Origin of the sequence: Pseudomonas sp. NFXW11 (assembly GCF_049887815.1) — a bacterium.
Lineage (GTDB): Bacteria > Pseudomonadota > Gammaproteobacteria > Pseudomonadales > Pseudomonadaceae > Aquipseudomonas.
Genome location: NZ_JAGEKI010000005.1, coordinates 181,797 through 194,456, shown reverse-complemented (window position 1 = coordinate 194,456; position 12,660 = coordinate 181,797). Strand labels below are relative to the sequence as shown.

The 12,660-nt window shown below is 64.7% G+C and carries 9 protein-coding genes; 4 read left to right on the top strand and 5 right to left on the bottom strand.

Features of this window, described 5'->3' with window-relative positions; all coding sequences use genetic code 11:
* Positions 1 to 107: 107 nt before the first annotated feature.
* Complete coding sequence (locus tag J4P02_RS10375; RefSeq protein WP_426189750.1) at positions 108 to 899, bottom strand: CPBP family intramembrane glutamic endopeptidase; 792 nt, start codon at positions 897 to 899, stop codon at positions 108 to 110.
* A gap of 173 nt (positions 900 to 1,072) precedes the next feature.
* The gene (acnA, locus tag J4P02_RS10370) at positions 1,073 to 3,814 is read right to left on the bottom strand and encodes an aconitate hydratase AcnA (RefSeq protein WP_426189748.1); all 2,742 of its coding nucleotides are present in this window, start codon (positions 3,812 to 3,814) and stop codon (positions 1,073 to 1,075) included.
* Positions 3,815 to 4,018: 204 nt separating this feature from the next.
* On the opposite strand from acnA, the gene rlmM reads away from it, so the two are divergent.
* Together rlmM and tusA are read left to right on the top strand one after the other, a co-directional pair.
* Positions 4,019 to 5,092 carry a 23S rRNA (cytidine(2498)-2'-O)-methyltransferase RlmM gene (gene rlmM, locus J4P02_RS10365; protein WP_426189746.1) on the top strand — a complete coding sequence of 358 codons (1,074 nt, stop codon included), beginning with the start codon at positions 4,019 to 4,021 and terminating at the stop codon, positions 5,090 to 5,092.
* Between the two features lie 57 nt (positions 5,093 to 5,149).
* A complete protein-coding gene (tusA, locus tag J4P02_RS10360) occupies positions 5,150 to 5,401 on the top strand; it encodes a sulfurtransferase TusA (protein ID WP_426189744.1) in 252 nt (83 codons plus the stop codon).
* Here the strand turns inward: tusA and J4P02_RS10355 are convergent.
* Positions 5,398 to 6,807: an MATE family efflux transporter gene (locus J4P02_RS10355; RefSeq protein ID WP_426189742.1), complete on the bottom strand. Its 1,410-nt coding sequence runs from the start codon at positions 6,805 to 6,807 to the stop codon at positions 5,398 to 5,400. The genes tusA and J4P02_RS10355 overlap by 4 nt on opposite strands.
* A gap of 178 nt (positions 6,808 to 6,985) precedes the next feature.
* On the opposite strand from J4P02_RS10355, the gene pdxB reads away from it, so the two are divergent.
* Positions 6,986 to 8,128 carry a 4-phosphoerythronate dehydrogenase PdxB gene (gene pdxB / locus J4P02_RS10350; protein ID WP_426189740.1) on the top strand — a complete coding sequence of 381 codons (1,143 nt, stop codon included), beginning with the start codon at positions 6,986 to 6,988 and terminating at the stop codon, positions 8,126 to 8,128.
* A gap of 69 nt (positions 8,129 to 8,197) precedes the next feature.
* On the opposite strand, the gene J4P02_RS10345 is transcribed toward pdxB, so the two are convergent.
* Complete coding sequence (locus J4P02_RS10345; RefSeq protein WP_011060254.1) at positions 8,198 to 8,377, bottom strand: PA1571 family protein; 180 nt, start codon at positions 8,375 to 8,377, stop codon at positions 8,198 to 8,200.
* Between the two features lie 258 nt (positions 8,378 to 8,635).
* Between J4P02_RS10345 and J4P02_RS10340 the strand changes: the two genes are divergently transcribed.
* Positions 8,636 to 10,414, top strand: coding sequence for an ABC transporter transmembrane domain-containing protein (locus J4P02_RS10340; protein ID WP_426189737.1), 1,779 nt, complete (start codon positions 8,636 to 8,638; stop codon positions 10,412 to 10,414).
* A 189-nt stretch (positions 10,415 to 10,603) separates the two neighbouring features.
* Here the strand turns inward: J4P02_RS10340 and J4P02_RS10335 are convergent, their stop codons facing one another.
* The gene (locus tag J4P02_RS10335; RefSeq protein WP_426189735.1) at positions 10,604 to 12,532 is read right to left on the bottom strand and encodes a transglycosylase SLT domain-containing protein; all 1,929 of its coding nucleotides are present in this window, start codon (positions 12,530 to 12,532) and stop codon (positions 10,604 to 10,606) included.
* Between the last annotated feature and the right edge of the window lie 128 nt (positions 12,533 to 12,660).

The window sequence follows — 12,660 nt, the reverse complement described above, 5'->3', positions numbered from 1 at the left end:
AAAGTGCGCCGCCGAGGATTCGGCGGCATTGGCGAGGGCATAATCATTGACCTTCTTCCTTGGCAGTCAATAGTTCTGAAGTACTGGTTTTGCAGAATAGGGGTGATTTACCCGGCCAGCATCGGGTAACTGAACAGCGCGAAGTGCAACAGGTTGAGACCGAAGTGGGTGGCCACTGCCGCGCCCAGGCCGCCGAAGCGATAGGCCAGACCGTAGCCGACTCCGGCGATGCCGGCCAGTAGCGTCCATTGCCACCCCGCGCCCAGGTGCACCAGGCCGAACAGCAGGGCCGCGCACAGCAGGGCCAGGTTGTCGCCATAGGGCAGGGCCTTGAAGCGTCGGCTCAGGCCGCCTTGGATATAACCACGAAACAGTGCCTCTTCCACCAGGGTCACCAGCAGCAGGTTGTTCAGCACCCAGAGCCAGGCCTGGTCGGGCCATTTCGGCGCCCAATTGATCATGCCCAGCAGCAGGGCGCCGCCCAGTGCGGCCACCGCGCAGAGCACCAGGGCCAGGGCTGTGGCGTAGAGCGACAGGCGCAACGAGCGGCGCCCGACTATCCACGGGCATACCAGCAGCAGCCAGAAGCCGATCAATGGCTTGTCCTGGTTCAGGTACATGGAGAAGGGCACGGAATCGTCGGTGAAGCGTTGCGGGTCGATGGCCCGGCCGTTGTAGAACCCGGGGAGCCAGTGCATGGCCAGTGCCAGGGCGAGCACCACGAACAGGCCGTGGCCCAGGTACTGGCCGATGCGGCTGCGTTGCTGGCGCACGGCGAAACCGGCGCCCAGCAACAGCAGTATCGAGAGGGCGGCCAGAAGCCCCAGTTGTCCGTAGCTCAGGGCCAGCGCGTAGCCAATGGAAAGGAGTGCCAGATACATCCATGGCAAAGCGGTCATGGGAAATCCTTGTTGCGAAAGAAAGGGTATTGCACAGACGTTTTTCAGCGCCGGATCTGTAGTCGCAGGGAGCGACGGCTCTATTCCGACGGGCGGGCAGTATAACCAGCTGGGTATTGTTCGACAGCCCAACAAGAAAACACCGCCCGTAGGCGGTGTTTTCTGCTGCCGGGTCAGGCGGCGATCAGCTGGCGCAATACGTAGTGCAAGATCCCTCCGTTCTTGAAGTACTCGACCTCGTTCAGGGTGTCGATGCGGCACAGCACCTCGATCTTCTCCTGGCTGCCATCCTCACGGGTGATCACCAGGCCGAGGTTCATTCGCGGCGCCAGCTCGGCGCCGTCGAGGCCGAGAATATCCAGGGTCTCGCGGCCCGTGAGCTTGAGGCTCTTGCGGTTCTGGTCGAGCTTGAACTGCAGGGGCAGCACGCCCATGCCCACCAGGTTGGAGCGGTGGATGCGCTCGAAGCTCTCGGCGATCACCGCCTTGACTCCCAGCAGGTTGGTGCCCTTGGCTGCCCAGTCGCGGCTGGAGCCGGTGCCGTACTCCTGGCCGGCGATCACCACCAGCGGCGTGCCCGAGGCCTGGTAGCGCATGGCCGCGTCGTAGATCGCCAGCTTCTCGCCGCTGGGGATATAGAGGGTGTTGCCACCTTCCTCGCCACCGAGCATTTCGTTGCGGATGCGAATATTGGCGAAGGTGCCGCGCATCATCACTTCATGGTTGCCACGGCGCGAACCGTAGGAGTTGAAGTCCCGCGGCTCCACGCCCTTGTCCCGCAGGTAGCGGCCGGCCGGGCTGTCGGCCTTGATATTGCCGGCGGGGGAGATGTGGTCGGTGGTCACCGAATCCCCCAGCAGTGCCAGCACCCGGGCGCCGCGCACATCCTCGATCCGCGGCAGCGGGCCGGTAATCTCGTCGAAGAACGGCGGGTGCTGGATATAGGTGGAGTCGTCCTGCCAGACATAGGTGGCGGCCTGGGGCACCTCGATGGCCTGCCACTGGGCATCGCCGGCGAAGACCTCGGCGTATTCCTTGTGGAACATCCGCGTATTCACCTGGGCCACCGCCGCGGCGATCTCCTGGCTGCTGGGCCAGATATCCCGCAGGTACACCGGCTGCCCGTCCTTGCCCTGGCCCAGGGGCTCGCGGCTAAGGTCGATGCGCACGGTGCCGGCCAGGGCATAGGCCACCACCAGCGGTGGCGAGGCCAGCCAGTTGGTCTTCACCAGCGGGTGCACCCGGCCTTCGAAGTTGCGGTTGCCCGAGAGCACCGACGCCACAGTCAGGTCGGCCTGCTGGATGGCTTTCTCGATCGGCTCCTGTAGCGGGCCGGAGTTACCGATGCAGGTGGTGCAGCCGTAGCCCACCAGGTCGAAGCCCAGTTGGTCGAGGTAGGTCGAGAGGCCCGCGGCTTGGTAGTAGTCGGTTACTACCTTGGAACCGGGGGCCAGGGAACTCTTGACCCAGGGCTTGCGTTGCAGGCCCTTTTCCACGGCCTTTTTCGCCACCAGCCCGGCGGCCATCATCACGCTGGGGTTGGAGGTGTTGGTGCAGGAGGTGATGGCGGCGATCACCACCGCACCGTTCTTCAGGCGATGGGTCTGGCCTTCGTATTGGTAGTCGGTTTCCCCCAGCAGGTCAGCGTTGCCCACTGCCACGCCACCGCCGCCCTCGCTTTCCAGGCGACCTTCTTCCTTGCTGGTGGGTTTGAATTGCAGGTCGATGAAATCCGTGAAGGCCTGGGCCACAGCGGGCAGCGCCACACGGTCCTGGGGGCGCTTGGGGCCGGCGAGGCTGGCTTCTACCGTGGCCATGTCCAGCGCCAGGCTGTCGGTGAACACCGGCTCCTTGCCCGGCAGGCGCCACAGGCCCTGGGCCTTGCTGTAGGCCTCCACCAGTTGCACCAGCTCGGCAGGGCGGCCGGACAGGCGCAGGTAGTCGAGGGTGATCTGGTCCACCGGGAAGAAGCCGCAGGTGGCCCCGTATTCCGGGGCCATATTGGCGATGGTGGCGCGGTCGGCCAGGGGCAGGTCGGCCAGGCCGTCGCCATAGAACTCGACGAATTTGCCCACCACGCCTTTCTTGCGCAGCATCTGGGTCACCGTCAGCACCAGGTCGGTGGCGGTGATGCCTTCCCTGAGCTTGCCGGTGAGCTTGAAGCCGATGACCTCCGGAATCAGCATCGACACCGGCTGGCCGAGCATCGCCGCCTCGGCCTCGATGCCGCCCACGCCCCAGCCCAGCACGCCCAGGCCGTTGATCATGGTGGTGTGCGAGTCGGTGCCCACCAGGGTGTCGGGGAAGGCGTAGGTGCGACCGTCCTCGTCCTTGGTCCAGACCGTGCGCCCCAGGTATTCCAGGTTGACCTGGTGGCAGATGCCGGTGCCCGGCGGCACCACGCTGAAGTTGTCGAAGGCGCTCTGGCCCCAGCGCAGGAACGCATAACGCTCACCGTTGCGCTGCATCTCGATGTCGACGTTCTGTTCGAAGGCGCTGCTGCTGGCGAACTTGTCCACCATCACCGAGTGGTCGATCACCAGGTCCACCGGCGACAGCGGGTTGATTCGCTGCGGGTCGCCACCGGCCTTGGCCATGGCGGCACGCATGGCGGCCAGGTCGACCACCGCCGGTACGCCGGTGAAGTCCTGCATCAGCACCCGGGCCGGGCGGTACTGGATCTCGCGGTCGGAGCGGCGGTCCTTGAGCCAGCCGGCCAGGGCCTTGAGGTCGGCGCCGGTGACGGTCTTGGCGTCTTCCCAGCGCAGCAGGTTTTCCAGCAGGACCTTCAGCGACATGGGCAAAAGGTCGATATCGCCCAGGCTCTTGGCGGCCTCCGGCAGGCTGAAGTAGTGATAAGTCTTGTCGGCGACTTTTAGCGGTGTAAGGGTTTTCAGGCTATCGAGGGATGGCATTGAATGACTCCTTGTGGCCCGCACGGCTACGGACCTGTGATACGGACAGAGGATCAAGCTAGCTCTGTTTGGGGCTTGGCGCTAATCACTGGACTGCGGGCGCAAGTCCAAGGTTCCGAACTCGGTTATCATGCGCCGGTTTTCGTGACAGGCTTTGCTACAGGGCAGGTTTGCGGATCCATCGCCCATCGCCCAGGAGATTCAATGAACACCCTGTTTATCCATTGCCGGCCCGGTTTCGAGGGCGAAGTCTGCTCCGAGATCGCCGATCACGCGGCCCGCTTGAATGTCGCCGGCTACGCCAAGGCCAAGCCCAGCACTGCCTGCGCCGAATTCATCTGCACCGAGGATGACGGCGCCCAGCGCCTGATGCAGGGCCTGCGTTTCTCGGAGCTGATCTTTCCCCGGCAGTGGGCCCGGGGCGGTTTCATCGATCTGCCGGAAACCGACCGCATCAGCGTGATCCTGGCCTACCTGGCCAACTTTCCGCAGTGCGGCAGCCTGTGGCTGGAAGTGGTGGACACCAACGACGGCAAGGAGCTGTCGAACTTCTGCAAGAAATTCGAAGCGCCGCTGCGCAAGGCCCTGACTGGCGCCGGCAAGCTGGTGGAGGATGCCGCCAAGCCGCGCCTGCTGCTGACCTTCAAGAGCGGCCGTGAAGTCTTTGTCGGCCTGGCCGATGCCGGCAACTCGGCGATGTGGCCCATGGGCATTCCACGGCTGAAGTTCCCCCGGGAAGCGCCGAGCCGCTCGACCCTGAAGCTGGAAGAGGCCTGGCACCATTTCATCCCCAGGGACCAATGGGATGAGCGCCTGCACGGCGACATGACCGGGGTCGACCTGGGGGCGGCCCCGGGTGGCTGGACCTGGCAGCTGGTCAATCGCGGCATGTTGGTGACGGCGGTCGACAACGGTCCCATGGCCGAAAGCCTGATGGACACTGGCCTGGTACAGCACCTGATGGCGGATGGCTTTACCTACAAGCCGCGGCAGCCGGTGGACTGGATGGTCTGCGACATCGTCGAGAAGCCGGCGCGCAATGCCGCGCTGCTGGAAACCTGGATCGGCGAAGGCCACTGCCGCGAGGCGGTGGTCAACCTCAAGCTGCCGATGAAGCAGCGCTATGCCGAGGTGAAGCGTTTGCTGGAGCGCATCGAAGAGGGCTTCAAGGCCCGGGGCATCCGCGTGGTGATCGGTTGCAAGCAGCTGTACCACGATCGTGAGGAAGTGACCTGCCACCTGCGGCGCCTGGACACCAAGCCCGCCCGCTCACGCTGAGCCCTCGCCACGCTTCCGGCATTGCGCGACAATGCCGGCCTGTTTCTGGAGTGAACCATGAGTCAAATCATCGATACGCCGGTTGACGGCACCCTCGACGCCACCGGCCTCAATTGCCCCGAGCCAGTGATGATGCTGCACCAGCACATCCGCGACCTGCCGGCCGGTGGGCTGTTGAAGGTGATTGCCACCGACCCGTCCACCCGCCGCGACATTCCCAAGTTCTGCGTGTTTCTCGACCACGAACTGGTGGCGCAGGAGGAGCAGGCCGGCACCTATCTCTACTGGATTCGCAAGAAGCTCGACTAAGCCGTCGCGCGGCTGATGCGGATCTGCTTGCGCGCACTGCGGGTCAGGCGGATCAGCAGCATCAGCGCGGCGCAGGTCAAGCCGGCAATCAGGCCCTCCCATAGACCGCTCGGCCCCTGTGCCGGGCCGAACCAGTCGGTCAGGCCCAGGGCATAGCCCACTGGCAAACCAATTCCCCAGTAAGCGAACAGGGTCAGGATCATGGTCACCCGGGTGTCCTGGTAACCCCGCAGCGCACCGGCGGCGGTGACTTGAATGCCGTCGGAAAACTGGAACAGCGCCGCGTACACAATCAACATCGAGGCCACCTGGATCACCAACGGGTCGCTGGTGTAGATCGAAGCGATAGGCTCGCGCAGCAGGTACATCAGGCTCGCCGACAGGCAGGCATAAGCCAGTGCCGCGCCCATGCCGACCCCGGCACTGAAGCGTGCATCGCGCGGTTGCTGGCGCCCCAGGGACTGGCCGACGCGCACGGTCACGGCCATGGCCAGGGAGTAGGGGATCATGAACATCAGGGCGCTGACGTTGAGGGCGATCTGATGTCCGGCCACCACCGTGGCGCCCAGGCTGCCGATCAGCAGGGCGATCACCGCGAAGATGCTCGATTCGGCGAATACCGCGATGCCGATGGGCAGGCCAACGCTCAGCAGGCGCTTGATCACCGCCCACTGCGGCCAGTCGAAGCGGCTGAACAACTGGATCTTGCGGTAGGCCGGTGCCCAGCGAATCCAGCCGGCCATGCCCAGCATCATCACCCACATCACGATCGCCGTGGCCCAGCCGCAGCCAACCCCGCCCATGGCCGGCACGCCGAAGTGGCCATAGATGAAGATGTAGTTGATGGGAATGTTCAGGGCCAGGCCGCACAGGCCGATGACCATGCTTGGCACCGTGCGCCCAAGGCCGTCGCTCAGGCAGCGCAGCACGTAGTACAGCGCCACCGCCGGCAGGCCGCTGGCGATGCCGTGCAGGTAGCCCATGCAGGGTTCGATCAGTTCCGGGTCGACCTTCATCAGGTGCAGTATCGGTTCGGCGCTGATCAGCATCAGCGTGGCCGAGATGCCGGTGGCCACGGCCAGCCACAGGGCCTGGCGCACCACAGGGCCGATCTCCTCGAGCTTGTCGGCGCCAAAGCGCTGGGCCACCTTGGGCGTTGTCGCCAGCAGGGTACCGGTCATCAGCAGGAATACCGGGATCCAGATCGAGTTGCCCAGGGCCACGGCGGCCAGGTCCCGCGGGCTGACCCGCCCGGCCATCACCGCATCGACAAAACCCATGGCGGTGGTGGCCACCTGGGCAATCATGATGGGCAGGGCCAATCGCAGCAGGTCGCGCAGTTCGCGGCCAACCCGGGCAGGGCGGCTGGAGAGGGTGGCGGCGGGGGAGTCGATCACGGAATTCACGGGGCGTAGCGTCCATAGGTGGTGTTGCCGGGAGCGCGACAGTCTACGCGCTGACGCTGCGGTCAGGAAAAGATCCCGTGTTGCGGATTTGTAATGGCCGGGCCCGCAAGCGCTGCTTGCGGTGCTAGCTCGCCCGCGCATCTGCGCCTACACTGCGGCTCCCCACGAGGAGCCTGCCATGTTGATTGTCGCCGACGAAAATATTCCCCTGATCGAAGAGTTCTTTGCCGGTTTCGGCGAGATCCGGCGTTACCCCGGGCGCGCCATCGATCAGGCCTGCGTGGCCGAGGCGGATGTGTTGCTGGTGCGTTCGGTGACCCAAGTCGATCGCCAGTTGCTCGAAGGCAGCCCGGTGCGTTTTGTCGGCACCTGCACCATAGGCACCGATCACCTGGACCTGGACTATTTCCAGGAGGCCGGTATCACCTGGTCCAGTGCGCCGGGCTGCAATGCCCGGGGGGTGGTGGACTATGTACTGGGCAGCCTGCTGACCCTGGCCGAGATCGAGGGCGTGGACCTGGCCCAGCGCTGCTATGGCGTGGTGGGGGCTGGCGAAGTGGGTGGGCGGCTGATTCAGGTGCTGCGGGCTCTGGGCTGGCAGGTGCTGGTCTGCGACCCGCAGCGGCAGGCGGCGGAAGGCGGCGACTACGTCGGCCTGGATGAGTTGCTCGAGCGCTGCGATGTGATCAGCCTGCACACCCCGTTGACCCGCGATGGCGAGCAGCGCACCTGGCACCTGCTGGATCGGCAGCGCCTCGACCGCCTGCGCCAGGGCACCTGGCTGATCAACGCCGCCCGTGGCCCGGTGGTGGATAACCAGGCGTTGCGCGAGGTGCTGTTGCAGCGCGAAGACCTGCAAGCGGTGCTGGATGTGTGGGAGGCCGAGCCGACGGTGGACCGCGAGCTGGCAGACCTCTGCGTGCTGGCCACGCCGCATATCGCCGGCTACAGCCTGGACGGCAAGCAGCGCGGCACGGCGCAGATCTACCAGGCCTATTGCCGGTTCCTCGGCCAGGCCGAGCAGGTTGACCTGGCCAGCCTGCTGCCGGCGCCCTGGGTGCCGCAAGTCAGCCTCAATGCCAATGCGCACCCGGCCTGGGCCCTGGCGATGATTTGCCGGGCGGTGTACGACCCGCGCCGTGACGATGCGGATTTTCGCCGCAGCCTGGTGGACGATGTCGCCCTGCAGCGCAGCGCCTTCGACGGCCTGCGCAAGCATTACCCGGAACGGCGTGAGATCGATGGCCTGCACGTGCGGATCCAAGGCGAGTCGGCGGCCTTGAGTCGGATCGTTCGGGCCCTGGGTGCCAGTGAAGTGTGAAGGCTGGGCCGCAGGCATAAAAAACCCGGCCATATGGATGGCCGGGTCAAGAGGACGTGAGGCTGTGTGTCAATCTTGCCGAGCAGGCTTGACCAGTCGCTTTTCCAGTTCGCGGCAGGCGTTCTGGATCATGTCTTCAGTGATAGGTACTTCGCGCCCCTGGGCGTCGATGATGGCACACCCCAGAGACTGGTTGGGCTGGGTACGGATCACTTGAATCTTGTCATTGCTGCTGTGTTGCAAGGACATGGCCTGTCTCCTCGTCAGGTGGTGTGCTTACTTTAGAATGACCGGGTGACCAAGCTGTGACAGAGCGCCGCAAGGCCGGGCCGGCAACTTCACTCCAACAGAAATGCCCGGGGAGTGCCAGCCACGGATTAGACCGATAATCTCTAGGCCCTAGTGTCAGCGGTCATAATCAAACCGACTCATTGTGATTTAGCAAAGTTCCTGCGAATTCATCTCGTTGCCGTCGCGGCGGCCGGTGAGTCGCCGGCGCGTCAATGGATGAACAGCATGCTTTCTTCACCTCAGCGCCGGGCACTGCAACTGGCCACGCGCTTTATCGCTCCCTACCGTTGGCAGGCGCTGGCCGCCCTGCTGGCGTTGATCGTCACGGCGGGCATTACCCTGTCCATGGGGCAGGGCATTCGCCTGCTGGTGGACCAGGGCTTCATGACTCAGTCGCCGCATTTGCTGAACCAGACCATCGGCCTGTTCCTGCTGTTGGTGCTGGCGCTGGCATTGGGTACTTTCGTGCGTTTCTACCTGGTGTCGTGGATCGGCGAACGCTGCGTGGCGGATATCCGGCGCCAGGTGTTCAATCACCTGATCTACCTGCACCCCGGCTTCTACGAGAACAACCGCAGCTCGGAAATCCAGTCGCGACTGACTGCCGACACCACCTTGCTGCAATCGGTGATCGGCTCTTCGCTGTCGCTGTTCTTGCGCAATGCGTTGATGGTGCTGGGGGGCATAGTGCTGCTGTTCATCACCAACCCCAAGCTCACCAGCATTGTGGTGGTGGCCTTGCCACTGGTGCTGGCGCCGATCCTGATCTTTGGCCGGCGGGTGCGCAGTTTGTCGCGCCAGAGCCAGGACCGGATCGCCGATGTCGGCAGCTATGTCGCGGAAACCCTGGGCCAGATCAAGACGGTCCAGGCCTACAACCACCAGGCCCAGGACGAGCAGCGTTTTGCCCTGACGGTGGAGCAGGCGTTCGATACCGCCCGCAAGCGCATCTTGCAGCGTGCCTGGCTGATCACCCTGGTGATAGTGCTGGTGCTGGGGGCGGTGGGGGTGATGCTCTGGGTCGGCGGCATGGATGTGATCGCCGGGCGGATTTCCGCGGGCGAGCTGGCGGCTTTCGTGTTCTACAGCCTGATCGTCGGCAGTGCCTTCGGCACCCTGAGCGAGGTGATTGGCGAACTGCAGCGGGCCGCCGGAGCCGCGCAGCGAATCGCCGAACTGTTGCGGGCCGAGAGCCTGATCTTGCCGCCCGACACCGGCGTGCTGCGCCTGCCGGAACGGGTGCGCGGCGATCTGCAACTCGATGGCCTGTACTTCTCCTATCCGTCGCGCCCCGAGCGCTATGCGCTGGAGGGCTTGAGCCTGGAGGTGCGGGCCGGGGAAACCCTGGCGCTGGTGGGGCCGTCGGGAGCGGGCAAGTCGACCCTGTATGATTTGCTGCTGCGCTTCTATGACCCACAGCAGGGGCAGATCCTGCTGGACGGCGTGGCCCTGACCCGGCTCGACCCGCAGGACCTGCGCCGTTGCTTCGCCCTGGTATCGCAGAGCCCGGCGCTGTTCTACGGCAGCATCGAGGACAATATTCGCTACGGCAATCCCGATGCGAGCCTGGCCCAGGTCCAGGAAGCGGCGAAGATCGCCTACGCCCACGAGTTCATCGAACAGATGCCCGAGGGCTACCAGACCCACCTGGGGGATGGTGGGCTGGGGTTGTCGGGAGGCCAGCGCCAGCGCTTGGCAATCGCCCGGGCCTTGCTGGTGGATGCGCCGATTTTGCTGCTGGACGAGGCCACCAGCGCCCTGGATGCGCAAAGCGAACACCTGATCCAGCAAGCCTTGCCCAGCCTGATGCACAACCGCACCACCCTGGTGATTGCCCATCGCCTGGCCACGGTGAAGAACGCCGACCGCATCGCGGTCATGGATCAGGGGCGGCTGGTGGCGCTGGGTACCCATCAGCAACTGCTCTCCAGCAGCCCGCTCTATGCCCGCCTGGCGGCCCTGCAGTTCAGCGATGGTGTGCATTCCCCCTCGTAGGTGCAGGCTTTTTCGCTGGCAAGCCAGCTCCTACGGGAGGCTGGGCTTGCTGGTTTGGCGGGCGCCACCGTAGGAGCCGGCTTGCCGGCGAAAGCGGCCTCAAACCGTGTGACAAACCTGCGCCTGTGATGAACTGGCGGGCAATAAAAAAGCCCGCATCGCTGCGGGCTTTTGGGGTTGAGCCGGTGCTTACTGATCGTCGAAATAACGCTCGTGCCAATCCACCAGCGGCTGTGGCGAGTTGAGCTTCTGGCCGTAGATCACCGAGTAGGACAGCACGTTCTGCACGTACTGGCGGGTCTCGTCGAAGGGAATGCTTTCCACCCAGACGTCGAAGCTCAGGTGGTCGGCGCCCTTGAGCCATTGGCGCACGCGCCCAGGGCCGGCATTGTAGGCCGCCGAAGCCAGCACTCGGTTGCCGTTGAACTGGCTGTGCACCTGGCTCAGGTAGGCTGCCCCCAGCTGGATGTTCTTGTCCGGGTCCAGCACCTGCTGCGGCGAAGCCAGGGGGATGCTGAACTTGCGCGCGGTTTCCTTGGCGGTGCCGGGCATCAGCTGCATCAGGCCGCTAGCGCCGACACCGGAGCGGGCATCGTCCATAAAGGCGCTTTCCTGGCGGGTGATGGCGAATACCCAGCTGGAGTGCAGGCCACGAACCTTGGCCTCACGCACCAGAGTGTCGCGGTGGGCCATGGGGAAGCGGATGTCCAGGTCGTCCCAGTATTGCGCCTGGCTGATGGTGCGGATGGCCGGGAAATACCATTTCAGGTCGTAGGCCAGGCGCGCCTGGGCGACCATTTCGTCACGGTTGAAGTGCCGGCTGACGTGGTACCACTCACGACGGCCATCGACTACCTGGCCGCGGGCGTGGAGCTCCAGGGCGCGACGCACGCCCGGGGTGTTGCGCACCTTGTTGATCACCGCCTGGCTCAGCATCAGTGGCTGATTGGTCAGCTGGTAGGGGGCCTTGGCATGATCGGCGGCCAGGAAACCATAGAAGTCCCGCTCCCGGGCAAGGCCCTTGAACAGCGCCTGGGCCTGTGGGTTCTTCGGCTCGGCCAGCTCCAGGCTGCGCGCCTGCCAGTAACGCCAGCGGTTGGTGCTGGCCAGGTCCTGGGGCAGCTTGCGGGTGAGCTGGTAGGCATCTTCCCAGCGCGCCAGGCGCAGCAGCAGGCGCAGGCGCCATTCGGACACGGTGTTGTCCCGTAGTTCCGGGTCATATTGGGTCATCACCGCCAGGGCGCGACTGTCGAAGCGGCGGGCCAGGGTCAGGCCGATTTCCCGTGCGATGGCCACTTTTTCGTCACGGGAGAAGTGCATGCTGCTGGCATAGCCGTCCAGCAGGGCCATGGCCTTGTCCGGATCTTGGCGGGCCAGGCGGCGCAGGCCGAGGCCCACTACGTCGGCCATGGCTTCGTTGGCCGGCTGGAAGCGCGAGGGCTGGCTCAGCAGTTCGGGTTTCTGTGCCACGTCCACCAGCAGGCGCCCTTGCGGGGCCAGGGTGGACAGGCTGTTCACCAGGCTGTTGGCCAGGGGGTAGTTGCGGGCTTCGGCCGCCAGTTTTGCCCGCTGCCAGCGTTTCTGTTCGGTCAACTGGCCTTCGGCGGCCCACTGCCCAAACAGGCCGTCACAGGCGGCCGGCTGGGACTTGCCGGTGAGCCAGAGTTTTTCCGCGGTGGCGTAGCCTTCGGCCTTGAGGTTGTGGCCGAGCTGGTACTGGCCGTTGAGGCAGTCCAGCTCGGTGAAATTGAGCTTCGGGTCGTAGTAGCGGGTGAAGGTGGCCCAGTCGCCGCGTTCGGCCAGCCAGCGCAACCAGCGCAGTTTCATCCAGTTGGCCTGGGGCAGGTCGCCATGGGCGGCGAGGAACTTCTCGATCTCGGCGTTGCTCGCGCTCTTCAGGCGGGCGGTGAGCTCGTCATAGGCGAGGTAGGGTTCCAGCGGGTAATCGCGCAGGGCATCGGCATAACGGAAGTAGGGGCCGGAATCGCCCTTGGCCAGGGCGCGCTTGGCTTCATCGTAGTACTGGCGTTGTTGGGTCAGGTCCGCTGCCTGGGCGCTATGGACGGCCGCGGCGGAAAGAAACAGGCAAGATAAAAGACTGAAAAGGCGACTGCGCATGAGACATCCGGGCAGAGAAATCATGACAAGTGCCGACAGGGCCAACACTGATTGCTGACTAGCTTAGCCTTTTGCCAGCAACCGGCGAAAGCTTTGCCGGGCCCCTGGCAGCAGTTCGCAACAAATGC

What these genes read in the sequence shown, in the direction of transcription:
- J4P02_RS10375 (WP_426189750.1), bottom strand. Translation starts at nt 899, where the DNA reads ATGACCGCTTTGCCATGGATGTATCTGGCACTCCTTTCCATTGGCTAC.
- acnA (WP_426189748.1), bottom strand. Translation starts at nt 3,814, where the DNA reads ATGCCATCCCTCGATAGCCTGAAAACCCTTACACCGCTAAAAGTCGCC.
- rlmM (WP_426189746.1), top strand. Translation starts at nt 4,019, where the DNA reads ATGAACACCCTGTTTATCCATTGCCGGCCCGGTTTCGAGGGCGAAGTC.
- tusA (WP_426189744.1), top strand. Translation starts at nt 5,150, where the DNA reads ATGAGTCAAATCATCGATACGCCGGTTGACGGCACCCTCGACGCCACC.
- pdxB (WP_426189740.1), top strand. Translation starts at nt 6,986, where the DNA reads ATGTTGATTGTCGCCGACGAAAATATTCCCCTGATCGAAGAGTTCTTT.
- J4P02_RS10345 (WP_011060254.1), bottom strand. Translation starts at nt 8,377, where the DNA reads ATGTCCTTGCAACACAGCAGCAATGACAAGATTCAAGTGATCCGTACC.
- J4P02_RS10340 (WP_426189737.1), top strand. Translation starts at nt 8,636, where the DNA reads ATGAACAGCATGCTTTCTTCACCTCAGCGCCGGGCACTGCAACTGGCC.
- J4P02_RS10335 (WP_426189735.1), bottom strand. Translation starts at nt 12,532, where the DNA reads ATGCGCAGTCGCCTTTTCAGTCTTTTATCTTGCCTGTTTCTTTCCGCC.